The organism is Mesorhizobium sp. M0816, assembly GCF_040320005.1.
Lineage (GTDB): Bacteria > Pseudomonadota > Alphaproteobacteria > Rhizobiales > Rhizobiaceae > Mesorhizobium.
Map to the genome: position 1 here is coordinate 133,799 of NZ_JAMYOT010000010.1, position 24,721 is coordinate 158,519.

The following is a 24,721-nucleotide window of genomic DNA, read 5'->3' on the forward strand; positions in this document are numbered from 1 at the left end:
CGATGCCCATCCCCGCCCCTTTCGTCTCTCGCGCCATGAACATCGAGGAGGCCTGGATCGACTACAACGGCCATCTCAACATGGCCTATTACAACGTGCTTTTCGATCGTTGCTCCGACGAAGCATTCGAGATGATGGGGATGGGGCCGGATTATGTGAAAGAACGGCGGCTGACCATCTACACCGCGGAAGTCCATGTCTGCTACGTCCAGGAGTTGCATCTCGACCACAAGGTCACGGTCTCGTTCCAACTCCTCGACCATGACGAGAAGCGGCTGAGAGCCTATCAGGAAATCCGCCATTCCGACGGCTGGCTTGCCGCCACGTCCGAAACGCTGTCGCTGCATGTCGACATGGCTGGCCCGAAGGTAGCGCCCTTCCCCGCCGACGTCCTGGCCAGGGTGGAAGCGATGCGCGCCGCCCATGCCGCCCTGCCGATGCCGGAGCGCGCCGGCCGTTCGATCGGTATTCGTCGTAAGCCGGCTTGAACCACGGTCCAACCGCCGTTAACCTTACCGAGGTTTTAACGTGAACAAGCCGAATTGAGACGTTGAACGACTCAGCGCGGCGTTGGAAAACCGTCCGCATCGAATTGCGATACGGGCGGCGGAGCAGCAGCGGTTCGGGGAACGTGCATGAAAACCGACATCAAGGTCGAGGCGGACAGGCTGGCGGCTGACCCACGCATCACCGACTATGATTTCTGGCGCTCGCTGAAGAACCTCAATAACGAGATCTTCCACATCGCCAACAACAACGAGCCGATCCCATTCGCCATGATCCGCTGGCGCGCCATCCTGAAGCAGGCGCGGATGAAACGCGGCCACGCCTGAACGGTGGGGGAAGAAACAGACCGGCCGTCCGGTTTGCATTTGGTATATTTGCGCCGCCCGTCATTGCCACGCCGTGCACTTCTCCCCATCGCGCCAACGCGTTCCGCGACGGTTACAGCGTCGGTGAATTGCATTGCCTACTCCCTGCCGATATGGATTGCTGGCGGATCGCAATGGAGATGCGAGATGGCGAACGGCTCGCTGTCTGAAATCGAACCAGGATTGCCGACATGGGCGGCGGCGATATCAGTCAGGCTTGACTTCTTACAGCGCAGGCGCTCCGGCAAACGCGGCGTTAGCGAATTGACAGTCGTTCTGGCTGCGCTTCGCCGTCGCGTCGCGGCACCAGGTGGCGGAGACCAGGCTCTCCTTGCCTTTCTGCACGCCTGCCTGGCGTTGCTTGAAGAGGCAGCGGCCTCGCGAACGGACCTCGCGAGCATCTCCCGTGACCTGGCGACGATGTGTGACATGGCGCGAACATCCCTTGAGGGCGATTGCGACGATAGGCCGTTAATGGCCTATGAGGACAATATGACAGGTTTGTCTGGTGCATCGCGCTGGGCCGCCCGAGTCCCGGGTCGTGTGGTTTGGTTGGCCGCCATGGCTGCCGAAGTTCCTGATGCAGAAGCCGAAGCCGCCATTATGCTGGTGAATGACCTGTCTGCCGTTGATGCGGACTTTCCTCTGCGCGCCCTTGATGTGGCGACGCGAGCTTGAGCACCGTCTAGCGGCGCCAGCAACGCGTTGACATCAGGGCGGCCGCTTCACCGCCCCGAGCGGCGACCGCGGCGCCACCGGCGACGACTGGATGATCGCCGTGTTGGTCATCGCATAGGGAATGATGCGGTCGATCACCCGTTCGAGTTCAGCCACCGAGCCGACATGCGCCAGCGCGATGAAACAGTCTTCACCGGTGACCCGGTCGCATTGGGCGATTTCCGGCAGGTCGCGGATGATCTCGGCGACGACGGCGAGCTGCCCCGGCACTGGCCGAATGCGCAGCCATGCCGACAATTTCATGCCGAGCGCGGCCGGATTGATGCGCACCGTGTAGGCCTCGATCACACCGCTTTCCTGCAGTCGCTTGATGCGCTCGGCAACGCTCGGCGCCGACAGGCCGACCGAGCGGGCCAGTTCAGCGGTGCTGGTGCGTGCATCCTCTTCCAGCAAGCGCAGGATTTTCAGGTCAGCCGCATCCAGATCGGAATTTTCATTTCGAAGGCGTTTCAGCGCAATGTTCCTTGCTTTCAGAAAGGGAAAAGGCGTAATGCCCGGCCATCATCCATATCAATGGCAAAAATCGCCTGCGATACTGATCCTATGGAAGATCGGACGCAAGCCCCAGCAGCAAGTCCGGCACTCGCCGGCCCCGCCTTTACCCTGGCGAACTCGGTGCCACCGCATCTCTGGTTCGGCGTCAGCGCCGTGTTCCACTATCTCGGGCCGGCCTTCGCGGTGCTGCTGTTCCCGCATGTCGGCGTGCTCGGCATGGCTTGGCTGCGCATCGCCACCGCGGCACTCGTCTTTGCCCCATTGACCCGGCCATGGGCGGTCTTCGCCCGCGCCGATCGCGCGACGCGGTTGTTGCTTGTGGCTTTCGGGGTCTGCCTTGGGGTGATGAATTGCTCGTTTTACCTGGCGCTCGACCGGCTGCCGATCTCGCTGGTGGCGGCGATCGAATTCGTCGGCACCATCGGCGTTGCGCTTGTTGGCCTCAGAAGCCCGCGCAATCTCGCCGCCCTCGCAATCGCTGTCGCCGGCACCCTGTTGCTGATCGACGTCAAATGGTCGAGCGATCCCGTCGGCCTGTTCTGGGCCTTCCTCAACGGCACGCTGTTCGTTGGCTACATCGTGCTCGGCCACCGCGTCGCGCGCGCCGGCGCCGGCGATGGCATCGCCGGGCTGGGTGCCGCCATGGCGGTCGCCCTTCTCGTCGTTCTGCCGATCGGTTTCGCCGATGCTCTGCCGGCTTTCTCGGCGCCGCCGCTGCTGCTTGCGGGGGTCGGCGTCGGCATCTGCTCGTCGGTCATTCCCTATATTTGCGACCAGCTTGCCATGTCGCGGCTGCCGCGCTCCAGCTTCGCGCTGATGCTGTCATTGCTGCCGGTCACCGCAACGTTGATCGGCGTCATCGTGCTGCGGCAGGTGCCGAGCCTCACCGACTGCCTTGGCATCGCCCTGGTGGTGGCCGGCGTGGCGTTCCATAAGCCGGCGCCGGACTGATCAGGCCAGCTTCTCCTTGAGGAAAGCGATCGTCCGGCCCCAGGCGAGGTCAGCCGCCTTCTTGTCGTAGCGGGCCGCCGACGTTTCGTTGTTGAAGGCATGGTTGGCGCCTTCATAGACATAGACCGAGTATTCGACATGGGCCGCGTCGAGTGCCTTCTTGAAGGCATCGATGCCGGCATTGGTGCGGGTGTCGAGCCCGGCATAATGCAGCATGAGCGCGGCCTTGATCTTCGGCACGTCCTCGGCCTGTGGCTGCATGCCGTAATAGGCGACGGCGGCGGCGAGGTCCGGCGCGTTGACGGCCAGCATGTTCACCGTGCCGCCGCCCCAGCAGAAGCCGACAGCGCCGACCTTGCCGTTGCCGTCCTTGTAGCCTTTGAGGTAGGCGACAGTTGCCACGGCATTGGCGGCGACCTGTGCTGGATCGAGCTGGGAAAACAGGTCACGTGCCCTGTTTTCATCGTCCGGTGTGCCGCCGAGCGGTGTCATGAAGTCCGGCGCAAGCGCCACGAACCCTTCCAGCGCCACGCGCCGCGCCACATCGCGAATATGCGGGTTGAGACCCCTGTTCTCGTGCACCACGATGACCGTGCCAAGCTTGCCGGTCTGGTCCGCCGGCCTGACCAGATAGCCCTTCATCTCGCCGGCGCTGCCGGGATAGCTGATGTCCTTGCCTTTCACACGCGGATCGTCTTCCGCCACGATTGCCGCCTGGGCCGAGTTCGCCGCCAGCAGCGGCGCGATCGCGGCAGCTGCCGCACCCGATCCGGCAAGCCTGGTCAATTGCTCCATGAAGCGCCGTCGGTCGAGCGTCAGATGCGTGTATTCGTCATAGGCATCGATCATCGCCTGGGTAATGACAGGCTCGACGACAGTGGGTCCGGCAGGTGTTGTCATGGCGCGCTCCTCGTCGGCCCCCCGCGGCAACATAGAGCCGAAGCTTGCCTGGTCCAGTCACGGCTGAGTGAGGCTGCCATAAGTCCCTGCACGAGGCCGTGATGCCTCGCGCCGCACTGTCGTTAAATTTTGGTCCTTTGTGGCAATGCTAAATGCACGCACCACAATGTAAAAAGAAGGGCTATGCCATACTCGGGCCATTTGGCGAACGAGAATGGCCATTTGGCGGGAAAAGAATGCCTGATTGACGACGAAGGAATACGCCCATGACCTTTCCCTCCCCGCTTCTGGCAAGTGGGTTCGCCCTCGCCGCTATGGCTTTGCTGGCGCTGCGGTTCACGGCCTTCACCGCCTTCAAACGTTCGTTGATCAAGATCCGCGCCAACCGGCACCCGCCCGCAAACACCAAAGCCTGAGGAAAGGTCATGGACGTTCAGGACATCATCAACACCGTCTCCCAGAAATCCGGTCTCAACCAGGCTTTGACGGAAAAGATCGCCGGCACGATTTTCTCGGTGCTCGAACACGAGGCGGAAGGCACGACCCTGTCGAACTTCTTCGCCAAAATCCCGGGAGCAGACGCCCTGGCCAAGCAGTATGATGTCATGGCTCCCGGCGCGGCTTCCGGTGGTGGCCTCCTGTCCTCGCTGGAGGGCGCGCTCGGTGGCGCTCTCGGCGAAAAGACCGGCGCGCTGATCAACGGCGTCGCCATACTCAAGGCATCAGGCCTTACGCTCGCACAGATCAGCCAAGCCGGCACGATGCTGGTCCAGCAGGCCGAGACAGCCGCCGGCCCGCAGCTGACCAGTGAGGTACTTGCATCGGTACCCGACCTGAAAGGGCATCTCGGGCTCTGAAGGAACTTCTCTATTTCGGCAGCGTATAGGCCATCACATAGTCGCCCGGCTTGGTACCGACCGAGCCGTGGCCGCCGGCAACGATGACGACCAACTGGCGCCCGTCGGCTACCGTGTAGGTCATCGGTGTCGACTGCCCGCCCGCCGGCAGCCGCGCCTGCCAGAGCTGTTTGCCGGTCGTCAGGTCATAAGCGCGCACATAGTCATCGACCGCCGCACCGAGGAAGGCGACGCCGCCGGCAGTAATCATCGGCCCGCCAATGCCGGGCACGCCGACCTTGAATGGCAGCGGCAATGGCGTCATGTCGTAGACGGTGCCGTTGCGATGCTTGTAGACGATCTTTCCGGTCCGAAGGTCGGCACCCGCCACATAGCCCCAGGGCGGCGCCTGGCAGGGAATGCCGAGCGGCGACAGGAACGGCTTCAATATTACTGCGTAAGGCGCACCATCATTGCGGTTCAGGCCCTGTTCGCTGCCCTTGGTGTCGCCGGGCGGCGGCACGTCGGCGCGCGGCACCAGCTTGGAGATGAACGCCAGGTATGTCGGCATGCCGAACATCACCTGCCGGACCGGATCGACTGCCACGCCGCCCCAGTTGAAGGTGCCGAAATTGCCGGGGTAGATCAGCGAGCCCTGCAGCGACGGCGGCGTGTAGCGGCCCTCATAGCGCAACTTCCGGAGCTCGATCCGGCAGGCCAGCTGGTCGAACATGGTGATGCCCCACATGTCGGCACCGGTCAGCGGTTTCGGACTGAAGCTCAGGTCCGAGAGCGGCTGCGTCGGCGAGGTATGGTCGCCCTCGATCGCGCCGCCCGGCGCCGGTACTTCCTTGACCGGAACGATCGGCTCGCCGCTGCGCCGGTCGAGCACATAGAGGTCGCCCTGCTTGGTCGGCCCGACCAGCGCCGGCACCACGCCACTTTCCGTGGTGATGTCGACCAGCGTCGGCTGCGCCGGCACGTCCATGTCCCAGAGATCGTGGTGCACGGTCTGCCGCACCCAGTGCAATTGTCCGCTGTTGAGATCGAGCGCGGTGATCGAAGAGGAGAATTTCTCGTCATTGGCGCTGCGTCCGGCACCGAGTTGGTCCGGCGTCTTGTTGCCGAGCGGCACATAAAGCAGCCCGAGCTTCTCGTCGACGCTCGCCGTCGACCACATGTTGGGTGAGTTGTTGGTGTAGGTCTGGTCCGGCGGCAGCGGCGTCGTCTGATCCGGATTGCCGGAATCCCAATTCCACAACAGCGCGCCGGTGTCGGCATCGTAGGCACGGATGACCCCGGACGGCTCCTGCGTCGAATAATTGTCGTTGACCGCGCCGCCGACGATGATCTTGTTGGCGACGATCAGCGGCGCCGAGGTCGAATAATAATAGCCCGGCTTCGGATATGGCATGTTGGCGAGCAGGTTCAGCGTGCCGCCTTCGGCGAAAGTCGGGCAGACCTGGCCATTCGCCGCATCGAGCGCGATCAGCCGGGCGTCGGATGTCGGCAGGTAGATGCGTGTGGCGCAGGGCTGGCCGGCGGCGACCTTGGCATCGGCATAATAGGACACGCCGCGGCAGGTCTGGTGCTGGCGGTCCTTGTTGAGCTTGACCTGCGGATCGAAGCGCCATTTCTCCTTACCGCTCGCGGCATCGATGGCGATGGCGAAATTATGCGGCGTGCAGATGTAGAGCGTGTCGGCGATTTTTAGCGGCGTCACCTGATAGGTCGTCTCGCCGATGTCGTCGGGCCCTTTCACGTCGCCGGTGCGATAGGTCCAGGCCGGCTGCAGATTGGCAACGTTTTCGGCGGTGATCTGGTCGAGCGGCGAATAGCGCTGGCCATATTGCGTGCGGCCGTAATAGTGCCATTCGCCAGCCGGCACGTTGCCGCCGAGATCGGCCGTCGGCGTCACCTTGTCGGTGTTGAGTTCACCCGTAATATCCTTTGGATCGGTCGTCATCGAATAACCGGCGACGGCAAGCGATGCCAGCACGGCGAGGATCAGCGGCGCGCGTCCGTCGGGACCGGTAAGCCCGCGCCGCGCCCATGGTGTCAATAGCCACAGCGCGACAAGCACGATGATGCCGCCGCGCGGGCCGAGCTCCCACCAGTCGAAGCCGATCTCCCAGACCGCCCAGGCGAGCGTGCCGAGCACGATCGCCGCGTAGAGCCACAGCGCCGTGGATCTGCGCCTGTAGAGCAGCCAGGCCGCGACAAGGAAAGCTAGACCGACGATGACGTAATACCAGCTGCCCCCCAGCGTCACGAGCCAGATGCCGCCGCCGCCAACCGCCAGGCCGATGAGGAAAAGGATCAGGGAGGTGATGACCACAGCCAAGACGGTGCTCCTTCGACTGGTGCGCTCCGCGACGCGTCCATGGGCAACCCCGCATTGCGTTCCTGCCCCCACGCAACTTTCTCCGGCCCGCCTCCCCTGTCAAGCAAGCTCGGCGTTTTACGGCGCCGGCCCATCGCAAGCCCGGCGTTTTGGTTAGCGGACCCATTCAGATTGTGAGTCTACCGACTGGACAGAGAACAAAACGGAGACACTTCTGGCCTTTCGCTGCCGAATCACTACATTCGGGGGGAGATGTCCGGCTTTTCGGAAGACATGCCCTTTTTTGACGAACCGAACGCGCGGCCCGTGGCCCCGTCGGGCATTGCCGCGCGCGCCATGGCTGCCCGCAGCAACCAGAACAACGCGCCCGATTATCTCAACGGCCTCAACCCCGAGCAGCGGCTGGCGGTGGAAACCACCGAAGGCCCGGTGCTGGTGCTGGCCGGCGCCGGCACCGGCAAAACGCGCGTCCTGACCACCCGCATCGCCCACATCCTTGCCACCGGCAAGGCTTTCCCCTCGCAGATCCTCGCCGTCACCTTCACCAACAAGGCGGCGCGCGAGATGAAGCAGCGCATCGGCCTGTTGATCGGCGAAGGCAATGTCGAGGGCATGCCGTGGCTCGGCACCTTCCACTCGATTGGAGTGAAGCTGCTGCGCAGACATGCCGAGCTGGCCGGGCTCAAATCCGACTTCACCATTCTCGACACCGACGACGTGGTGCGCCTGATCAAGCAGCTTATCCAGGCCGAAGGGCTGGACGACAAGCGCTGGCCGGCCAAGCAGTTCGCCCAGATGATCGACGGCTGGAAGAACAAGGGCCTTGGCCCCGCCGACATCCCCGAGGGCGATGCCCGTGCCTTCGCCAACGGCAAGGGCCGCGAGCTCTACAAGGCCTACCAGGAGCGCCTGAAAACGCTGAACGCTTGCGACTTCGGCGATCTCCTGTGCCACCCGATCCGCATCTTCCGCGCCAATCCGGACGTGCTGAAGGAATACCACAAGCGCTTCCGCTACATCCTCGTTGACGAGTATCAGGACACCAACACCGCCCAGTACATGTGGCTGCGGCTGCTGGCGCAGCGGCCGCAATCCTCCCCCCTTGAGGGGGAGGTGCCCGCGAAGCGGGCGGAGGGGGTCGCCGCAGAAGGCACCGCTAGAGCGTCGAGCACTGCCGCCGGTAGGTCGAGCACTGCCGCACGGACCCCACCCGACCGGGCTTCGCCCGGCCACCCTCCCCTCAAGGGGGAGGGAAGTCCGCGCCTGTCCACCGTAAATATCTGCTGCGTCGGCGACGACGACCAGTCGATCTATGGCTGGCGCGGCGCCGAGGTCGACAACATCCTGCGCTTCGACAAGGATTTCCCCGGCGCCACCATCATAAGGCTGGAGCGCAATTATCGCTCCACTGCGCACATCCTCGGCACGGCGTCCCACCTGATCGCCCACAATGAGGGCCGCTTCGGCAAGACGCTGTTCACCGAAAAGATCGCCGAGGACGACGAGAAGGTGCATGTCCATGCCGCCTGGGATTCCGAAGAGGAGGCCCGCGCCGTCGGCGAGACCATCGAGGCCTATCAGCGCCAGAAGCACAATCTCAACGACATGGCGATCCTCGTCCGCGCGTCCTTCCAGATGCGCGAATTCGAGGACCGCTTCGTCACGCTCGGCCTCAACTACCGCGTCATCGGCGGCCCGCGCTTCTACGAGCGCCTCGAAATCCGCGATGCGCTGGCCTTTTTCCGCGTCGTCGCGCAAGGCGCCGACGACCTCGCCTTCGAGCGCATCGTCAACGTGCCGAAGCGCGGCTTGGGCGAGGCCACCATCCGCCAGATCCACGACACCGCACGCGCGCTGCGCATCCCGATGCTGGAGGCGGCGGCAAAACTCGCCGAGAGCGACGAGCTGAAGCCGAAGCCGCGCGCCGCGCTGCGCGAGGTATCGGCCAATTTCGAGCGCTGGCAGAAGGCGCTGGAAACCACGCCGCACACCGAGCTCGCCGAGACCATTCTGGAGGAGAGCGGCTACACCGACATGTGGAAGAACGACCGTTCGATCGAAGCGCCCGGCCGGCTCGAGAACTTAAAAGAACTGATCCGCTCCATGGAGGAGTACGAATCGCTGCGTTCTTTCCTCGAACATGTCGCGCTGGTGATGGACGCCGAGCAGAATGCCGAGCTCGACGCCGTCAACATCATGACGCTGCATTCGGCCAAGGGCCTCGAATTCGAAACCGTGTTCCTGCCCGGCTGGGAAGAAGGCCTGTTCCCGCACCAACGCTCGCTCGACGAGGGCGGCCGCTCCGGGCTCGAGGAGGAACGCCGCCTCGCCTATGTCGGCCTGACCCGCGCCAAGAAGAACCTGCACATCTGGTTCGTCTCCAACCGCCGCATCCACGGCCTCTGGCAATCGACCATCCCGTCGCGCTTCCTCGACGAGCTGCCGGAAGCCCATGTCGAAGTTTCCGAGAGCGGCAACTCCTACGGCGGCTACGGCAATGCCTATGGCGGCGCCTCGTTCGCCTCCGGTCGCGGCGGCCAAGGGGCAGGCAGGCAGAATCCTTATGGGGCGTCGCGCTTCGACAACATTGGCGGCAATTCCGGCGCCGAGAAATCCGGCGCTTTCTCCAGCACCTATGCGACGCCGGGCTGGCAGCGCGCCCAAGCCAACCGCACCGAGGCCACCGACCGCAATTGGGGCACCCGCTCCGGCCACCAGGTCGAGCGCATCGGCTATGGCGAAACCGACTCCGGCTACGGCGCCGGCCGCACCTCGGTCAAGGGCCGCACCATCGACGGCGAGCTGGTCGCCAAATCCGTCGCCGACACGCCATCCCCCTTCAGCGTCGGCGACCGCGTCTTCCACCAGAAATTCGGCAACGGCAACATCTCGGCCATCGAAGGCAACAAGCTGACCATCGACTTCGACAAAGCCGGCCAGAAACGCGTGCTGGACGGATTTGTTACTGGGGTTTGAAATCGCCCCTCATCGATACCGCGCCTGGTTCCATTTATGGCCGAGCAGCGACAGGATGATGATCAGGCCGTTGAAGAACTGGACGTAGAAGCCGCTCAGGCCTGCCGCGACGACGCCAGTCTGGATGAAAGAGACCGTGACCGCGCCGATCGCGCCGCCGACGACGGTGCCGATTCCGCCCCAGGTCGGGGTGCCGCCGACGAACACCGATGCCAGCACCGGCAGGAGATAGCCGTCGCCGGCGGTCGGCCACCAGGTGAAGTTGATCATCACCGAGAACGTGCCGGCGATTGCCGCGCCGATGCCGACGAAGACGAACACTTTCACCCGCACGCGCTTGACGTCGATACCCATCTGCTGGGCGCTGTCGGGATTGTCGCCGACCACCTTGACCTGCGCGCCGAAGCGATGGCGGTTGTAGAGCAGCGCCGACAGTACGACGAAGCCGATGGCCCAGAAGATCTGCACCGGAATGCCGTAAAGCTGGCTGGAGAAGATCTTGTAGGCCCAGCTGTCGGCAAGGCCGGTCAGCGCCGTCGACCTGCCCTCGTTGATGATCTGGATCAGGCCGCGCAGCAGGAAGTTCATGCCGAGCGTCGCGATCAGCGACGACAGCCCGCCATAAACGACCAGGGAGCCGACCAGGAAGCCGAGCAGCATGCCGGTGACCATTGCGGCGGCGATGCCGAGGAACGGGTCGTAGCCGGCCTGCACGACCAGCGCAAACACCCAGGAGGCAAAGCCCATCGTCGCCGGAAACGACAGGTCGATCTCGCCGCAGGTGACGACGAAGACCAGCGGCACCACCACGAACAGCGCCACCGGCAGCGTGGTCAGTACGGAGCTGTAGAGATACCAGGTGGTGAACACGATCGGGTTGGCGATCATGAACACCGCCATCATGACGATGAACACGGCAAGCGTGCCGAGCGCGGCGCGGTTGTCGAGGATGAACCCGCGCAGCCAATTGTCAGACGGGTGTCTCCACTCTTTCCCGGCGGTTTCGCCATGCGTGCCGCCGAGGGGGCTCTGCAGATCGGGTTCCATGGTCTTGCTCATCGTGCCGCCCTCTCCGCATCGCCCGCGTCGTGCAACCCCGGCAATCCGCTGGGGTGGGCGACGTCTTCCATGAAATTGATCAGATCCTCGGCCGATTTGACCTCGCTGCGGTCGGCGGTGAGCGCGACCTTGCCGCGGTCCAGCACCACGAAGCGATCGGCGATATCGAAGACGTGGTGGATGTTGTGGCCGATGAACAGGATCGAGCGCCCGCTCGCCCGCACCTGGCGCACAAAGTGGAAGACCTTGGCGGTCTCGGTCAGCGATAGCGCGGTCGTCGGTTCGTCGAGGACTATCAACTCCGCCTTCTTATAGATGGCCCGCGCGATCGCCACGCCCTGGCGTTCGCCGCCCGAGAGCTGGCCGACGATCGACTGTGGCGTGAACACTTTCGAGGTGAAGCCGATCTCGCGCATCAGCCGGCTCGCCTCCGCGATCTCCTTGTTGACCTTTAGCCAGCCAAGCCAGCCGGTGAGCTCGCGGCCCATGAAGATATTGCGCACGATCGTCTGCTGCACGGCGAGCGCCCGGTCCTGGAACACGGTCTCGATGCCAGCGTCGCGCGAGCGCGCAGGGCTCCATCCGGTCACCGGCTTGCCGCGGACGAGAATCTCGCCGCTGGTCGGTTTGACCACGCCGGACAGGATCTTGATCAGCGTCGACTTGCCGGCGCCATTGTCGCCGATCAGGCCGACCACCTCGCCGCGATCGACGCTGAGATTGACCCCACCCAGCGCATAGACCTGGCCGTAGGACTTGCTGATGTCGCGCAGTTCGATGATGCGTTCGGCCATGGCGATCCTCGCTTGATTGTCGCGTGCCGGCCTTTTCGCCGGCGGTCCCGCCGGCCGGGCTCGATCCCGGCCGACGGCTTGGGAGGTCAGCGCAGCGCCTGCTTGGCGAGCTCGGCGACGATCTCGTAATTCTGCGGCGTGACGAAGCCGGCGCCGGTGTCGACATTCATCGGCGCAAGGCCGAGCACCACCTGCTGGCAGAGGCTGAGGATCGGCAGATAGCCTTGCAGGAACGGCTGCTGGTCGGCCGTCAGTTGCACCCAGCCGCCCTTGAAGCCCTCGACGATCTGCGGGCTGGTGTCGAAGCCGAAGTTGAAGATATCGCCCGGCTTCCTGCCCGCCGCCTGCATGTAAGTCGGGACGTTGCCCAGCATCTGTCCGCCTGGATAGCCAACCGCCTTGACGTCGGGATTGTTGAGCAGTGCCGCGGTGATCACCGGAATGGCTAGATTGGGGTCGGAAGCCCATTCGCCGCTTGGCGGCGAGGAGAGCTGTATGACCTCGACGCCCGCTTCCTTGAGGGCAGCGACAGTGCCGCGCTCGCGCGCGCCGCGGCTCTCGTTCTCGAACGGGCCGATCATGATCGCCTTGTCGCCGGCCTTGAGCCCGGCCAGCTTGACCGCCTCGGCGCCGAGCGCGCGGCCCTGCTGCTCCTGCTGGGCGCCGACATAGCCGCCGCCGAACGCCGCCGTGACCGTCGGCACCGGCACGTTCTGGTACATCATCTTGATGCCGTCCTTGTGCGCCTGTTCGGCCAGCGGCATGATCGAAGCGTCGCCGGGGTGGCCCATCATGGCGATGCCTTGGGGCTTGACCGCGACAGCCTCGCGCAATTGCTGCACCATCTTCTCGACATCCCACTGGGAAAAGATGTAGTCGACCTTCGGCCCGAGATCGGCCGCCGCCTGCTTGGCGCCGTTATAGACGATCGTGCCGAAGGCATCGCCCTCGGCGCCGCCGACGAAGAAACGGATATGGACATCCTTGCACCACTGGGCATCGAGCGCCTGCGCCGGCAAGGTCGAGAGTGCGGCGGCGAGCGCCATCGCGGCCGCCGCGACGGTCGAGCGCAGAACTGTCCTTCTCATCGTAATGCTCATGCACTTATCCTCCCTTTGTTCCCTCGCTAGCCGAGAGGTTTTGACGATCGCTTCGGCATTGCGCCGCAATCTTTCGCTGGCCGGCACCTCCCGCCGGCTTGTCCTGTTTTTATGCATGTCGTTATCGCAAAACCGCTGGGCACTTTTGCGCGACATGCATTAGCCTCACACCGGGTTCGGCAGGTAGCTCGCGCCTCCCCGGCATTGTTGGAGATAATCCAGCGCACGCGCCTGGCCGGTGATCTCGAGATCGCCGCGATAGACCGGGTCGTGCCAGCCCTCGATGTCGATGGCACCTTTGTAGCCGGCCAGCCGCAGCTCACTGATCACCCGCGCCCAGTCGCTGTCGCCGAAACCCGGCGTGCGCATCTGAACGAACGGCAGGCGGCCGAACACGCCATGTTCGCGGATCACGTCCCAGCGCACCGTCGCGTCCTTGCCGTGGACGTGGAAGATACGCGGCGCCCATTTGCGGATCTGCGGGATCGGATCGATCAGATAGACCAGCTGGTGGCAGGGCTCCCACTCCAGGCCGAGATTGTCGTCCGGCAATTCGTTGAACATCAGCTCCCAGGCGTCCGGATTGTGGGCGATGTTCCAGTCGCCGCTGGCCCAGTTGCCGTCCATGGCGCAGTTCTCGAAGGCGATGCGCACGCCCTTGTCGGCGGCCCGCTTTGCCAGCTTCCCCCAGACCTCGCGGAAGCGCGGCAGGCTGTCGGGCAGCGGCTTGCCGCGGATGCGGCCGGTAAAGCCGCTGACCACATTGGTGCCGAACAGATGCGCGTTGTCGATGATCGTTTCCCACGCCTGGAGCACGCCGCGATCGACTTCACCGCTCTCCAGCGGGTTGCCGAACACCCCGATTGACGAGACGACGACATCGGCATCGCCGATCGCCTCGCGGATCTCGCCTGCCAGCCGTGGAATGTCCTTGCCGCCCAGCGTCTGCCAGAAGAACGGCTGGATGCTCTCGAAGCCGAGCGGCAGAATCTGCCTGACATAGGCGGCCGGGTCGTCCAGATTGGCCCGCACCATTGTGCCGATCCTGATGTCGAGCAGCGGGTTTGGCATCATGATCCTTCCTGTGCAGCGATGGCGACCCGGCGCCCGGTTTCGGCGCTCTCGATCGCAGCGAAAACCATGGCCAGGCTCTTGATGTTGTCGGCGCCGCGCGTCTCCGGCTCGGTGCCGGTCTCGACGGCGCGGACGAAATCCTGGATGATGCCGAGATGGCCGCCGACGCGATCTGCCGGGTCGAGCGGCGGCACGGCTATCGGTTCGGTGCGGTCGAACAGGCCTTCACGGACCGACCGCACGACTTCCGCCTTCAACCCGTCCGCGCCGTCCCAGACAATGCTGCCGCGCTCGGCGACGATCCGCCATGTACTGTCCCAGCTGGTACGGAAGCCGGCCGCGCACCAGCTGCCGGCATAGGTGAACAGCTTGCCGCCGCCGAGGTCGAAGCTTGCGGCTGCCGACGACCCTTGCCGATACCAGGAGTTGGCCGGCTCCCACTCCTGGCAATAGACGCCGGCCGGTTCGCCGGCCACCATGTAGCGGGCCGCATCGAATGTGTGGATCGCCATATCGAGCAGCAGCACATGGCGCATCTCTTCGCGAAAACCGCCGAAATGCGGCGCAACGAAGAAATCGGCGTGGATGCTGGTTGGCGCACCAATGGCGCCGGAATCGAGAAAGCGCCGGATGCGCCTGACGTTGGCGACATAGCGGCGGTTCTGCACGACGGCATGGATGCGGCCGGCGCTGCGGGCCGCCTCGACAATGGCACGCGCATTGTCCGGGCTGTCGGCCAGCGGCTTTTCGGTCAAGAGATGGCAATGGTGGGCAAAGGCGGAAAGCGCGACCTCGCGGCGGGCGGCGGGAACCACGACGTCGAATACCGCGTCGGGCCTGGTCTGGTCGAGCACGGCGTCGAGCTCGGTTCCGATGACGGCGCCGGAAAGCTCGTATTCGCGCGCCCTTGCCCGCGCCCTTTCGGCGTCGATATCGACCAGGCCGACAATGGCGAGCCCGTCGATCTGCTTGGCCGCATCGAGCCAGGCTTTGCTCATCGCGCCGCAGCCGACCAGGACGACATTGATCATCCAGCACTCCTCCCTCTCGGCCCCTCCAGACCGATCGTTACGGCGTTCACGGCAGGGCCGCAAACGTTCTTCCGTAAACGTTTACGAGAACACACCCGATGGCGTAGAATGTCAATTGGCCGATAGCGAAAAACGTGATGCCGGCTTGGCCTGAAGAGCGGCCGGTGCTAGCCAAGCAAGGGGGAGAACTGTCCTTTGGCGTCCAGTATTCACGACCTTGCACGTCACCTGAATATTTCCATCGGCACGGTGTCGCGCGCGCTCAACGGCCGCGCCGACGTCAATGCCGACACGCGTCAGCGCGTGCTCGATGCGGCCAAGAAGCTGAACTATTCACCGAACCAGTCCGGCCGCAGCCTGCGGCGCGGCGCTACCCATTCGATCGCCTTCATGCTGCAGCCGCATCCGGGCGACCAGGAATATGGCGAGCCGTTCTTCATTCCGTTCCTGACCGGGTTGCAGGCCAAGCTCGCCGAAAGCGGCCTCGACCTGATCGTAGTGATGGGCGCGCCGGGCGACTATCAGCAGGAGCGCCTGCGCCGTGTCGTCGAGACGCGGCGGGCCGATGCGGTGGTGCTGGCCTGGACGCGGCGCGAGGACGAGCGCATCGACTATCTGACCCAGGCCGGTTTCCCGTTCGCAACGCTCGGCCGCAGCCGCTCCGGCGGCGATTCCTATCCCTCGCTCGACCTCGATTTCGAAAAAGCCGGGGCTGACGCGGTCGATCGTCTCGTCGCGCGCGGTCACCGCCGCATCGCCGCCATCCGCCCGTCGCTCGACCTCAATTTCGGCTATCTGTTCCTCGCCGGCTATCGCAAGGCGTTGCGGCGGCACGGCATCGAGTTCGACCCCGAACTGATCGCCGACGGCTTCATCAACGAGGCCGGCGGCTACGCCGTGACGCCGAAGGTCATGCGCTCCAAGGACCCGCCGACGGCCATCATCTTCAACAATGACGCGATGGCGCTTGGCGGCTGCAAGGCTTTGGCCGAGGCCGGCATCAGGCCCGGCCACGACGTCGCGGTGATCGTCATCGTCGACACGCCGCTTTGCCGCTATTTTTCGCCGGCGCTGACCGGCTTCCGCCCGGCGCTTGAGCCGATGGGCGAGCGGTTGGCCGAAATGCTGCTGGCATCGATCCCGGCTTACGCCGGCGACGAAGGCGCCCGCATCATCCGTGAAGTCTGGCCGCTGGAACTGATCGCGCGCGACAGCGATTGAATCGCGGCGGTCACTGAGCAGGCTCAGATTGATCAAGACCCCCGCGCTCGCGCTCCGGCGTTGCGACCAGCGAGGCAGCGGCGGCATTGGCGGCGGCAAGTGCCGCCTCGACGGGCTCTCCACGCGCAAGCCACGCCGCAAAGGCGCCGACGAATTCATCACCGGCACCGTGGGTGCTGACCACCTCCACCGGCATCGCCGGCAAGGCGAATGCCTGGCCGTCGCGGTCGCAATAGGCAACGCCCTCGCCGCCGGCCGTGACGATTGCAGCCGGATAGAAACCGACGAGCATGCCGGCCGCCTTCGCAGCACCCTCGAGCGTGTCGACGACCGCAATGCCGGCCAGGAACTCCGCCTCGATGGCATTGACGATGACGATATCGGTGAGTGCGATCAGTTCGCCGGACAGTTTTCGTGCGGGTGCCGCATTGAGGACGACGCGGCCGCCATGTCTCCTCACCGCCCGCGCGGCAGCGATGTTGGCGGGTTCCGGCACCTCGTTCTGCAGCAGCAGCACCGAAGTGTGCGCGATCATTTCTGCCGCCTCTGCGATGTCCTTCTCACCCAAGGTGAGATTACTGCCTGAGACGATCACCGCGCCATAGTCGCCGCCGTCGTCGAAAATCGCCACGCTCATGCCCGAGCCGGCGCCAGGCGCGACCCGTACGAAGCGGCTGTCGACGCCGCAGCGGCCGAGATTGTCGAGAAGCGCGCGGCCGAAATCGTCATCGCCAACCGCGCCGATCATCGCTGCGCGCACGCCGGCCCGTGCCGCCGAGACAGCCTGGTTCCCGCCCTTGCCGCCGCATTTCGGCTGCCAGGCATGGCCGGTCACGGTTTCGCCCTTGCGCGGGCGGTCAGGCGCCTCGACCATGATGTCGTAATGCAGGCTGCCGAACACCGTCACCAGCGCGGTTGTCATGCGCCCCAAACTTTCATCAGCCCCAAACCTTCACGAGCCCCAAACTTTCACGAGCTCTTGTCTTTCCGCTTTGACGTCACCGCCGACATGGTGCGGCCCAGATTACGCTCCGCCGCCCGGTAGTCGCGTTGCGCCACCGCGACGAACAGCGCGTCGAGAATGTTGAGCTGGGCGATACGCGCCGCCGCGTTCTCGCCCATCAGCGGCGAGCCCTGCGCGGTCGAGCACAGCACGATATCGGCGACGGCGGCCAGCGGCGAGTTGTCGTAGTTGGTGATGGCCAGCGTGCGCGCGCCGCTCTTGCGGGCGAGATGGATGGCATCGATGACGGCGCTGGTGTTGCCGGAATGCGAGAAGCCGACCGCGATGTCGTCGGTGTCGAGCAGCGAGGCCGACATCAGCATCATGTGCGAATCATCGTAGACAGACGTGCGGATGCCGATGCGCAGGAATTTGTGCGAGACGTCGCGCGCGATCTGCGCCGAGCCACCAACGCCATAGAAGTCACGGTTCTTGGCGCGGTAGAGAAGATCAGCGGCGCGGTCGAAATCGTCCATGTCGAGGATGGCCAGCGTCTCCTCCAGCGCCTGGATCGAGGTGCGGAACACCTTCTGGACGATCTCGGCCGAACTGTCGTCCACCGACAGCTCCTGATGCATCTCGGCGGTCGGCAGGCGGCTGTATTCATAGACCGCCGTGCGAAAGTCGCGATAGCCGGAAAAACCCAGCTTCTTGGCGATCTTGACCACCATCGCCTCCGAGACACCGGCCTCCTCGGCGATCTGCTTGAGCGGTATGGTCTCGTCGAAGCCGCGCCGTCCGAATACGGTTTCAACCACCTTCGCCTCGAGCGGCGTCAGATGCGGCATCATCATGCGAATGCGCGGTCCTACTGCTTTCAGGTCCAGCCCGGTCAAGGTCATCCACGTCCCCTCGTCACGCGATCGATAAGCATCGCGGCGAGGATTATAAGGCCAGTTGCCAGGAGCTGATAGAAGGACTGCACGTTCATCAGCGTCAGGCCGTTGCGCATGCTGCCAAGAATGACGGCACCCAGGATGGTGCCGACGACGCTGCCCTTGCCGCCCATCAGCGAGGCACCGCCGATCGCCGCCGCCGCTATGGCGTCGAGCTCCCAGAGATTGCCGAGAATGGGCTCTGCGGCACCCAGCCGGCCGATCAGGATCTGCGCGGCAAGCGCTGCCAGCAGGCCCGAGATCATATAGGCGGCGATCTTGGTGCGGGCGATCGGCACGCCGGCTATGTAGGCCGCCTCCTCATTGCCGCCGACGGCAAGCAGATATTCGCCAAACGGCGTCTTCTTGAGGATGATCCAGGCAATCAGCGCGACCACGGCCACGATGATGACCGCCAACGGCAATCCGAACAGCGAGCCATTGAAGATGGCACGAAAGCCGGCAGGCAGGCCGAGCACCGGATTGCCGCCGGTATAGATCAGCGCCAGCGCCCGGGAGGTGCTGAGCGTTCCCAGCGTGACGATGAAGGGCTGCAGCCCGACATAGGCGACCAGCACGCCGTTGAGCAGTCCGCAGGCAAGGCCGATGGCGAAGCCGGCGGCGATGGCCAGCGGAAACGGCACACCGGCAACCAGCATCGAGGCCGAGATGACCGCCGAAAGGGCTGCCGTCGGCCCGACGGACAGGTCGATGCCGCCCGAGATGATGACCAGCGTCATGCCCAACGCCAGGCAGGCATTGATGCTCGACTGCTGCAGGATGTTGATCAGGTTACGCTCGGCAAAAAAGCCGGGGACCAGCGCCCCGAAGACGGCAAGGATCACCACCAGGCCGATCAGCGTGCCGGCGTCGCGCACGGAAAACCGGTGCAGGAAATCTGCCCTTGGGCGCGCTGCTGTGTGTTGGGTTATATCGGTCATCCGCTGGTCCTGTCCGTTATGCACCGGCCCGATGGCCTTGCGCCTTGCCGGCCTCAATCTCCGTTTGGGGTATGGCGTGCGCGGCGATCGCGTGTTCGCTGAGACTTGCGCGGCCCAGTTCGGCGGCGACCGTGCCGTCGCGCATGACCAGCACGCGATCGGCGAGCCGGATCACCTCGGGGAGTTCGGACGACACGACGATTACCGAATGGCCTTCGCCGGCGAGTTCCTCGATCAGGTGGTAGATCTCCGCCTTGGCGCCGACATCGATGCCGCGCGTCGGCTCGTCGAACAGAAGGATCCGCGTTCCCGCCGCCAGCCAGCGGCCGATGATCGCCTTCTGCTGGTTGCCGCCGCTGAACAGGCGGATCGGCCGGTCGAGCAGGAACGGCCTGAGATTGACTCGCTTCATCTTCTCGGCTGTCACGCGCTTCAGCCGGCGATGGTCGATGAGGACGCGCGGCGCGAACACGCCCATCGAGGCCAGCGCCATGTTGCTGGAGATCGACCGCAACGGCACGATGCCTTCGCGCTTGCGCTCCTCCGGCACCAGGCCGATGCCGGCCGCGATCGCGTCGCGCGGACTGGAAAGCTTTACCGCCTTGCCGTCGATCTCTATTGCGCCTGATGAGGCCCGGTCGGCGCCGGCCAGCAGCCGCAGCAGTTCGGTGCGGCCGGACCCGACCAGGCCGGCAATGCCCAACACCTCGCCGCGATGCAGGTCGAACGAAACGTCACAGACCTTGGTTGCCGAGGCGAGGCCACGCACGCTCAGCCTGATCTCGGGGGAAGCATGCGAGCGGTGTTGTTCCTGGGCAAGCTCGCGGCCGACCATCATCGAAACGACGGCCTTTTCCGACATCTGCGCGAGATCGACGGTTTCGACCACAACGCCGTCGCGCATGACAGTGGCGCGCTCGCAGATGCCGAACACCTCGTCCAGCTTGTGCGAGACATAAACGACGGCGACACCGTCGCGTGCCAGACCGGCAATGACTTCCGCCAGCCGTTCGAACTCGCTCGGCGTGAGGCTCGACGTCGGCTCGTCCATCGCCACGATCCTGGCGCGGTCGAGCAGCGCCCGGGCAATCTCGACGATCTGCCGCTGCGCCACCTTCAGCGAGCCAAGCGGGGCTGCCGGATCGATGGTCGGGTCGATGGCGGCCAGGGCTTCCGCAGCGCGGCTTTCCTGCTCGCGCCGTGCGACGAAGACGCCGCCGCGCGTCAACGGATGGCCGAGAAACATGTTCTGGGCGACGCTGAGGCGTGGCACCTGCTGTAATTCCTGATGGATCATCGCCACGCCGGCGGCGCGCGCCGCGACCGGGTTGTTCAGCGTCACCGGTTTGCCGTCGATCAGCACGCTTCCCGCCGTCGGCCGGTAGACGCCTGACAGGATGCGCAGCAGCGTCGATTTGCCGGCGCCGTTTTCACCGAGCAGGCCATGGATCTCGCCGGCGCCGACCGAAAAGGACACATCGCTCAGCGCCCGCACGGCCGGAAACACCTTGGAAATGCCCTCGAATTGCAGCCGGGAGATGACTGACATTGCTTCGGTTCTCCAGGCAAGGTGCCGACCCAAGGCCGGCACCCGCCGGCCCTGCTCTACTGGCCCGCTGCCGCGTCCTCGAGCAGCGCCTTGCGCACGGCGTCGCCGGCGCCGGAGTAGCGGTCGGCATTGTCCTTGGTGATCAGCGCCTGCGGCGTGGCGACGACGCGCGGCAGCTTCTGCCCGGCCACCAGTCGCAGCGCCGATTCCAGCGCCACCTCGCCGGTCAGCACCGGGAACGAATCGACGGTGCCGGTCAGCTCGCCGGCGCGGATCGAGGCGTAGGCGTCGGAAATCCCGTCGGTGCCGAACACGGCGACCTTGTCCTTTAGGCCGGCGGCCTTGACCGCTTCGACGATGCCCAGCGCCATGCCGTCATTGTTGGCATAGAAGCCGATCAGATCGGGGTGCTGCTGCAGGATGTTGGTGGCCGCGTCGTAGGAGGTCTGGCGATCCCAGTCACCGGGGACGCTGGCGACGACGTCGAACTTGCCGGCTTCGGTGATGGTGGTCTTGAAGCCGTCGGTGCGCTGGACGGCGGCGTAGACGCCGGCCTGGCCTTCGACGATGGCGACCTTGCCGCCATCCGGCCGGTTCTTGATGAACCATTTGGCGACGCGCACGCCGTTGTCGCGCTGGACATTGCCGACATAGTGCTCGGCCTGCGGGATGACCGCGTCGTTGACGTTGACCACCGGCACATTGGCTGCCTTGGCCTGTTCCATGATCGGCTGCAGGTTGGAGTCGGTCTGCGGCGAAACGAGCAGCACGTTGTAGCCTTGCGTGACCAGGCCTTCGGCGATGGTGAGCTGGCCGAGCTGGTCGCCCTCGCTCTGCGCCGCCTGGTAGACCACGGGCACGCCGGTGCGGTCGCCGAACGACTTGTAGCCCTCTCCCAGCGAGCGCCAGTATTCATTGGTCAGCGTCTTGGAGACCGCACCCGCCTTGGTACCCTCGGGCAGCTTGGGGAAGGCCCCGAACTTGGCCTCGAGCTGCGACCAGTCGATGCGATCCTTCTCGGTGTCGGAATTGAGCGGCGCGAGGTCTGCGGAAAACACCGAGCCGATGGACAGCGCCATCAGGCCAGCGGTAGCGGTGGCAAGCAGAAATTTCATGGTCCTTCCTCCCTTGTTGAACGGAATATGCGGCCGGGCCTCAGCTGTCCGGGCCGAGCATGGCTTCCTGGATAATGGCTTGCGACGCGATCGCGTCCTGACGGTCGACGGCGGCTGACATGCGGTTGTCCCCGTCCAGCCGATCGACGACGCGCAGCATGCGCTTGACAGTCGCGATGTTGACTTCGCATTCGTGGACCGGGTCGAGCCCGGTCATATCGGGAAACGTGTCGAAGTAGATGGCGCCGGCGTAGCCGTCGCGGCGGATCTGGCGCAGCAGCTCGATCGTCTGCAGCGTATGCACGGCCCCGACCATCAAGCCGTCGTCGCGCTTGGCATAGCCATCGTTGAGGTGCACGCCGAGCAGCTTGCTGTGCCGTGCCACGAGCGCAGCGGCGAAAGCCGGCTGCTCGTCGGCGTAGAGCACATGGGCGAAATCGAGCGTCACGCCGAGATTGGGCAGGCCGATCTCGCGGATCGCCAGCAACGTCGTCGCCGCATCGGGCATCAGGCTGTAGGAGCGCGGCTCGTTGGGTTTGTATTCAAGGCTGATCTGGCAATCGGGGTCATGCGCCGAAACTTCACGAATTCCATCGATTTCGTGTTGCCAGAGCGTCACATAATCGGCCTGGAAAGCATAATCGAAGCCATCCTGCCCGAGCCACAGCGTCATCAGGCTGGCGCCAGCCTCGCGCGCGGCGTCGATCCCGGCCTTGGTCATGTCGATGGCCTCGCGGCGAACGGCCGGATCCGGATTGGTGAAGGCGCCGAGCTTGAAGGCCGGGTTGGAGTAGTAGCGCATGGCGAAACCATTGATGGAAAGCCCGAGATCGCCGAGTTTGCGCGCCATTTCCGCAGGATTTTCATCGACATGGTCGGGAAAGTTGAGGTCGAGATCGGTCAACTCTGCAACCTTCGCCGCACGTGCCGCCATTTGCAGCATGGACGGTTTGCCGACAAGATCGGGCCACTCGGCCTGTGGCCGCGAGGCAAAGGAATTGAGGCGGGTGGCGAAACGGCAGACTGTCATCGGTGACCTTTCATCGTCATGACTTCACATAAAAACGATCATTTGTAAAGTTGCTAATTGTGTTCTCGGCGGCGGCGGATTCGCCATGCCCAGCCAGTTGCCACCACGCTGGGACAAGCAAGCGCGGCACTGTCACGCAAGTATCATGTTCGCGTCCTAGATCGCTTCTCCGAAGGCTTTCGCGGCATCCTCGATGCGACGCGGCGCTTTTCGGGCCCCGGCAGCTTTGTCTCAAAAGAGGATATCCATGAAAAACCTGCACCGAACCGCGTCCCTCGCCGTCGCGCTGGCGATGTTCACCGCCTTGACGCCGGCCTTGGCTGAAAACGCCGCGACCGTCGGCGGCGTCAGCTTCGTCAACAAGGGCCTGGTCGGTGTCGGCCGCATCCCGGCCAGCCAGAAGGACAAGTTCGGCGAGACGTTTGGCTCGGGCTCGGGCATGTCGATCGACGCTGCCGGCTGGACGCATGGCGCCGATGGCTATAAGGGCTCGTTATGGCTGCTGCCGGATCGCGGCTACAATGTCGTCGGCACCACCGATTACCGTCCGCGCCTCAACACGATCGCCATCGAGTTCGCCCCGATCGCGCCGGGTGCGGCACCGGCCACCGGCCAGGAACAATCGGGCCTCAAGGCGACGCTTGCCGACACCATGCTTTTGACCGACGACAAGGGTACCGACGCAACCGGCCTCGATCCGCTCAACGGCGTGCGTGCCGCGACAGACGACATGCCGATCCTGCCCGAAGCCAACGGCAAGCTCGCGCTCGATAACGAAGCGATCGCGCGGCTGCCCGACGGCACGCTGTTCATCTCGGACGAATACGGTCCGAACATCTACCGCTTCTCCGCCGATGGGCGTCTGATGTCGGCAACGCAGCCGCCGGCGGCGCTTGTCCCGATGCGTCACGGGACGCCAAACTTTGCTTCCAACAATCCGGGACCTGGTGCGGCAGACCCCGATCCGAAGGATCCCGAAACTGGCCGCCAGAACAACCAGGGCCTCGAAGGCATGGCGCTGACGCCCGACGGCAAGTTCCTGATCGCCGTGCTGCAGTCGGCACCCAGACAAGATGGCGGCGATTCCGCCTCGACGCGCCAGAACACGCGCGCGCTGGTCTACGATGCCTCGGATCCCGGCCAGCTCAAGCTCGCGCATGAATATGTCGTGCCGCTGCCGGTGTTCACCGATGCCAAGGGCAAAACCAAGATCGCCGCGCAGAGTGAAATCGTGGCGCTGTCGGACAAGACCTTCCTGATGCTGGCGCGCGACAGCGGCAACGGCCAGGGGCTGAAGGGCGACACCTCGCTCCATCGCGAGATCAGCGTCGTCGATGTGTCGGCGGCAACCGATATCGCCGGCACAGAGTTCGACAAAGACAAGCCGCTGGCGCCCAAGGGTGAACTCGATCCATCGGTGACGCCGGCCAAGCTGACGCCGTTCATCGACATCAACGACAAGAGCGAGCTCGGCCGCTTCGGGTTGCACAATGGCGCGCCGAACGACCGCAACAACCTTTCGGAGAAATGGGAGGCGATGTCGGTGGTGAGCGTCTTCGATCCAAAGCTGCCCGACGACTATTTCCTGTTCGTCGCCAATGACAATGACTTCCTCACGCAGGACGGCTTCCAGGTCGGCGCGGCCTACAAGGCCGAGGATGGCGCCGATGTCGACACCATGTTCCTGGTCTATCAGGTCACGCTCCCAAGCCTCGCCAAGAAGTAGCGGCACCCATACAGGCGGACGCGCCGAACGCGTCCGCCTGAGCTGGCGCGATTGAGCGGTCGTGCCCTTCAGTTGCGGCTCGCCCGCGCAA

Annotated in this window: 23 protein-coding genes; 9 read left to right on the forward strand and 14 right to left on the reverse strand. The window is 64.6% G+C overall.

The window, feature by feature from the left end:
• Positions 1–2: 2 nt before the first annotated feature.
• The 3 genes from NKI17_RS17845 (at position 3) to NKI17_RS17855 (ending at position 1,550) form a co-directional block, all read left to right on the forward strand.
• The gene (locus NKI17_RS17845) at positions 3–488 is read left to right on the forward strand and encodes a thioesterase family protein (protein WP_352906432.1); all 486 of its coding nucleotides are present in this window, start codon (positions 3–5) and stop codon (positions 486–488) included.
• Positions 489–635: 147 nt separating this feature from the next.
• On the forward strand, positions 636–833 hold the full coding sequence (locus NKI17_RS17850) for a hypothetical protein (protein WP_023676715.1): 198 nt from the start codon (positions 636–638) through the stop codon (positions 831–833).
• A gap of 186 nt (positions 834–1,019) precedes the next feature.
• Complete coding sequence (locus NKI17_RS17855; RefSeq protein ID WP_352570453.1) at positions 1,020–1,550, forward strand: hypothetical protein; 531 nt, start codon at positions 1,020–1,022, stop codon at positions 1,548–1,550.
• A 33-nt stretch (positions 1,551–1,583) separates the two neighbouring features.
• Here the strand turns inward: NKI17_RS17855 and NKI17_RS17860 are convergent, their stop codons facing one another.
• On the reverse strand, positions 1,584–2,063 hold the full coding sequence (locus NKI17_RS17860) for an Lrp/AsnC family transcriptional regulator (protein ID WP_352570508.1): 480 nt from the start codon (positions 2,061–2,063) through the stop codon (positions 1,584–1,586).
• 90 nt (positions 2,064–2,153) lie between these two features.
• Between NKI17_RS17860 and NKI17_RS17865 the strand changes: the two genes are divergently transcribed.
• The gene (locus NKI17_RS17865) at positions 2,154–3,056 is read left to right on the forward strand and encodes an EamA family transporter (protein WP_352570454.1); all 903 of its coding nucleotides are present in this window, start codon (positions 2,154–2,156) and stop codon (positions 3,054–3,056) included.
• Here the strand turns inward: NKI17_RS17865 and NKI17_RS17870 are convergent, their stop codons facing one another.
• The gene (locus NKI17_RS17870; RefSeq protein WP_352692008.1) at positions 3,057–3,956 is read right to left on the reverse strand and encodes a dienelactone hydrolase family protein; all 900 of its coding nucleotides are present in this window, start codon (positions 3,954–3,956) and stop codon (positions 3,057–3,059) included.
• Positions 3,957–4,222: 266 nt separating this feature from the next.
• Between NKI17_RS17870 and NKI17_RS17875 the strand changes: the two genes are divergently transcribed.
• Positions 4,223–4,372: a hypothetical protein gene (locus NKI17_RS17875; RefSeq protein ID WP_023676719.1), complete on the forward strand. Its 150-nt coding sequence runs from the start codon at positions 4,223–4,225 to the stop codon at positions 4,370–4,372.
• 9 nt (positions 4,373–4,381) lie between these two features.
• Positions 4,382–4,813, forward strand: a complete 432-nt coding sequence (locus NKI17_RS17880) for a hypothetical protein (RefSeq protein WP_352692009.1) — start codon at positions 4,382–4,384, stop codon at positions 4,811–4,813.
• 10 nt (positions 4,814–4,823) lie between these two features.
• Here the strand turns inward: NKI17_RS17880 and NKI17_RS17885 are convergent, their stop codons facing one another.
• The gene (locus NKI17_RS17885) at positions 4,824–7,136 is read right to left on the reverse strand and encodes a glucose/quinate/shikimate family membrane-bound PQQ-dependent dehydrogenase (protein WP_352906433.1); all 2,313 of its coding nucleotides are present in this window, start codon (positions 7,134–7,136) and stop codon (positions 4,824–4,826) included.
• Positions 7,137–7,388: 252 nt separating this feature from the next.
• On the opposite strand from NKI17_RS17885, the gene NKI17_RS17890 reads away from it, so the two are divergent.
• Positions 7,389–10,112: an ATP-dependent helicase gene (locus NKI17_RS17890; protein ID WP_352692012.1), complete on the forward strand. Its 2,724-nt coding sequence runs from the start codon at positions 7,389–7,391 to the stop codon at positions 10,110–10,112.
• 9 nt (positions 10,113–10,121) lie between these two features.
• Here NKI17_RS17890 and NKI17_RS17895 read toward each other — a convergent pair whose 3' ends face one another.
• The 5 genes from NKI17_RS17895 to NKI17_RS17915 all read right to left on the reverse strand — a co-directional run bounded on the left by NKI17_RS17895 (position 10,122) and on the right by NKI17_RS17915 (position 15,170).
• The gene (locus tag NKI17_RS17895) at positions 10,122–11,171 is read right to left on the reverse strand and encodes an ABC transporter permease (protein ID WP_352692014.1); all 1,050 of its coding nucleotides are present in this window, start codon (positions 11,169–11,171) and stop codon (positions 10,122–10,124) included.
• Complete coding sequence (locus NKI17_RS17900) at positions 11,168–11,965, reverse strand: ATP-binding cassette domain-containing protein (protein WP_352692016.1); 798 nt, start codon at positions 11,963–11,965, stop codon at positions 11,168–11,170. Before NKI17_RS17900 ends, NKI17_RS17895 begins: the two co-directional genes overlap by 4 nt.
• A gap of 86 nt (positions 11,966–12,051) precedes the next feature.
• Positions 12,052–13,065 (reverse strand): substrate-binding domain-containing protein, encoded by a 1,014-nt coding sequence (locus NKI17_RS17905; protein WP_352589924.1) that lies wholly within the window; start codon positions 13,063–13,065, stop codon positions 12,052–12,054.
• Between the two features lie 165 nt (positions 13,066–13,230).
• Complete coding sequence (locus NKI17_RS17910; RefSeq protein WP_502894538.1) at positions 13,231–14,136, reverse strand: sugar phosphate isomerase/epimerase family protein; 906 nt, start codon at positions 14,134–14,136, stop codon at positions 13,231–13,233.
• Positions 14,136–15,170 (reverse strand): Gfo/Idh/MocA family protein, encoded by a 1,035-nt coding sequence (locus NKI17_RS17915; RefSeq protein ID WP_352906435.1) that lies wholly within the window; start codon positions 15,168–15,170, stop codon positions 14,136–14,138. Before NKI17_RS17915 ends, NKI17_RS17910 begins: the two co-directional genes overlap by 1 nt.
• Before the next feature lie 195 nt (positions 15,171–15,365).
• On the opposite strand from NKI17_RS17915, the gene NKI17_RS17920 reads away from it, so the two are divergent.
• A complete protein-coding gene (locus tag NKI17_RS17920) occupies positions 15,366–16,391 on the forward strand; it encodes a LacI family DNA-binding transcriptional regulator (RefSeq protein WP_352906437.1) in 1,026 nt (341 codons plus the stop codon).
• Between the two features lie 10 nt (positions 16,392–16,401).
• Here the strand turns inward: NKI17_RS17920 and NKI17_RS17925 are convergent, their stop codons facing one another.
• Genes NKI17_RS17925 through NKI17_RS17950 form a run of 6 tightly spaced genes read right to left on the reverse strand, consistent with a single transcriptional unit; the run spans position 16,402 to position 22,904 of the window.
• Positions 16,402–17,313: a ribokinase gene (locus NKI17_RS17925; protein ID WP_352647409.1), complete on the reverse strand. Its 912-nt coding sequence runs from the start codon at positions 17,311–17,313 to the stop codon at positions 16,402–16,404.
• Positions 17,314–17,360: 47 nt separating this feature from the next.
• A complete protein-coding gene (locus NKI17_RS17930; protein WP_352647406.1) occupies positions 17,361–18,236 on the reverse strand; it encodes a MurR/RpiR family transcriptional regulator in 876 nt (291 codons plus the stop codon).
• The gene (locus NKI17_RS17935; RefSeq protein ID WP_352906438.1) at positions 18,233–19,210 is read right to left on the reverse strand and encodes an ABC transporter permease; all 978 of its coding nucleotides are present in this window, start codon (positions 19,208–19,210) and stop codon (positions 18,233–18,235) included. Before NKI17_RS17935 ends, NKI17_RS17930 begins: the two co-directional genes overlap by 4 nt.
• Before the next feature lie 16 nt (positions 19,211–19,226).
• On the reverse strand, positions 19,227–20,759 hold the full coding sequence (locus NKI17_RS17940) for a sugar ABC transporter ATP-binding protein (protein ID WP_352906439.1): 1,533 nt from the start codon (positions 20,757–20,759) through the stop codon (positions 19,227–19,229).
• Positions 20,760–20,815: 56 nt separating this feature from the next.
• Positions 20,816–21,874: a sugar ABC transporter substrate-binding protein gene (locus tag NKI17_RS17945; protein WP_352906440.1), complete on the reverse strand. Its 1,059-nt coding sequence runs from the start codon at positions 21,872–21,874 to the stop codon at positions 20,816–20,818.
• A gap of 40 nt (positions 21,875–21,914) precedes the next feature.
• Positions 21,915–22,904 carry a TIM barrel protein gene (locus NKI17_RS17950; RefSeq protein ID WP_352906442.1) on the reverse strand — a complete coding sequence of 330 codons (990 nt, stop codon included), beginning with the start codon at positions 22,902–22,904 and terminating at the stop codon, positions 21,915–21,917.
• 247 nt (positions 22,905–23,151) lie between these two features.
• On the opposite strand from NKI17_RS17950, the gene NKI17_RS17955 reads away from it, so the two are divergent.
• Positions 23,152–24,630 (forward strand): esterase-like activity of phytase family protein, encoded by a 1,479-nt coding sequence (locus NKI17_RS17955; protein WP_352906443.1) that lies wholly within the window; start codon positions 23,152–23,154, stop codon positions 24,628–24,630.
• The last annotated feature ends 91 nt before the right edge of the window (positions 24,631–24,721 follow it).

Excerpts from the sequence above, each read along its gene's own strand:
- NKI17_RS17910 (WP_502894538.1), bottom strand. The coding sequence starts at position 14,136 with ATGCCAAACCCGCTGCTCGACATCAGGATCGGCACAATGGTGCGGGCC.
- NKI17_RS17940 (WP_352906439.1), bottom strand. The coding sequence starts at position 20,759 with ATGTCAGTCATCTCCCGGCTGCAATTCGAGGGCATTTCCAAGGTGTTT.
- NKI17_RS17890 (WP_352692012.1), top strand. The coding sequence starts at position 7,389 with ATGTCCGGCTTTTCGGAAGACATGCCCTTTTTTGACGAACCGAACGCG.
- NKI17_RS17855 (WP_352570453.1), top strand. The coding sequence starts at position 1,020 with ATGGCGAACGGCTCGCTGTCTGAAATCGAACCAGGATTGCCGACATGG.
- NKI17_RS17895 (WP_352692014.1), bottom strand. The coding sequence starts at position 11,171 with ATGAGCAAGACCATGGAACCCGATCTGCAGAGCCCCCTCGGCGGCACG.
- NKI17_RS17935 (WP_352906438.1), bottom strand. The coding sequence starts at position 19,210 with ATGACCGATATAACCCAACACACAGCAGCGCGCCCAAGGGCAGATTTC.
- NKI17_RS17865 (WP_352570454.1), top strand. The coding sequence starts at position 2,154 with ATGGAAGATCGGACGCAAGCCCCAGCAGCAAGTCCGGCACTCGCCGGC.
- NKI17_RS17955 (WP_352906443.1), top strand. The coding sequence starts at position 23,152 with ATGAAAAACCTGCACCGAACCGCGTCCCTCGCCGTCGCGCTGGCGATG.
- NKI17_RS17870 (WP_352692008.1), bottom strand. The coding sequence starts at position 3,956 with ATGACAACACCTGCCGGACCCACTGTCGTCGAGCCTGTCATTACCCAG.
- NKI17_RS17930 (WP_352647406.1), bottom strand. The coding sequence starts at position 18,236 with ATGACCTTGACCGGGCTGGACCTGAAAGCAGTAGGACCGCGCATTCGC.
- NKI17_RS17925 (WP_352647409.1), bottom strand. The coding sequence starts at position 17,313 with ATGACAACCGCGCTGGTGACGGTGTTCGGCAGCCTGCATTACGACATC.
- NKI17_RS17850 (WP_023676715.1), top strand. The coding sequence starts at position 636 with ATGAAAACCGACATCAAGGTCGAGGCGGACAGGCTGGCGGCTGACCCA.
- NKI17_RS17875 (WP_023676719.1), top strand. The coding sequence starts at position 4,223 with ATGACCTTTCCCTCCCCGCTTCTGGCAAGTGGGTTCGCCCTCGCCGCT.
- NKI17_RS17915 (WP_352906435.1), bottom strand. The coding sequence starts at position 15,170 with ATGATCAATGTCGTCCTGGTCGGCTGCGGCGCGATGAGCAAAGCCTGG.
- NKI17_RS17880 (WP_352692009.1), top strand. The coding sequence starts at position 4,382 with ATGGACGTTCAGGACATCATCAACACCGTCTCCCAGAAATCCGGTCTC.
- NKI17_RS17900 (WP_352692016.1), bottom strand. The coding sequence starts at position 11,965 with ATGGCCGAACGCATCATCGAACTGCGCGACATCAGCAAGTCCTACGGC.
- NKI17_RS17845 (WP_352906432.1), top strand. The coding sequence starts at position 3 with ATGCCCATCCCCGCCCCTTTCGTCTCTCGCGCCATGAACATCGAGGAG.
- NKI17_RS17945 (WP_352906440.1), bottom strand. The coding sequence starts at position 21,874 with ATGAAATTTCTGCTTGCCACCGCTACCGCTGGCCTGATGGCGCTGTCC.
- NKI17_RS17950 (WP_352906442.1), bottom strand. The coding sequence starts at position 22,904 with ATGACAGTCTGCCGTTTCGCCACCCGCCTCAATTCCTTTGCCTCGCGG.
- NKI17_RS17905 (WP_352589924.1), bottom strand. The coding sequence starts at position 13,065 with ATGAGCATTACGATGAGAAGGACAGTTCTGCGCTCGACCGTCGCGGCG.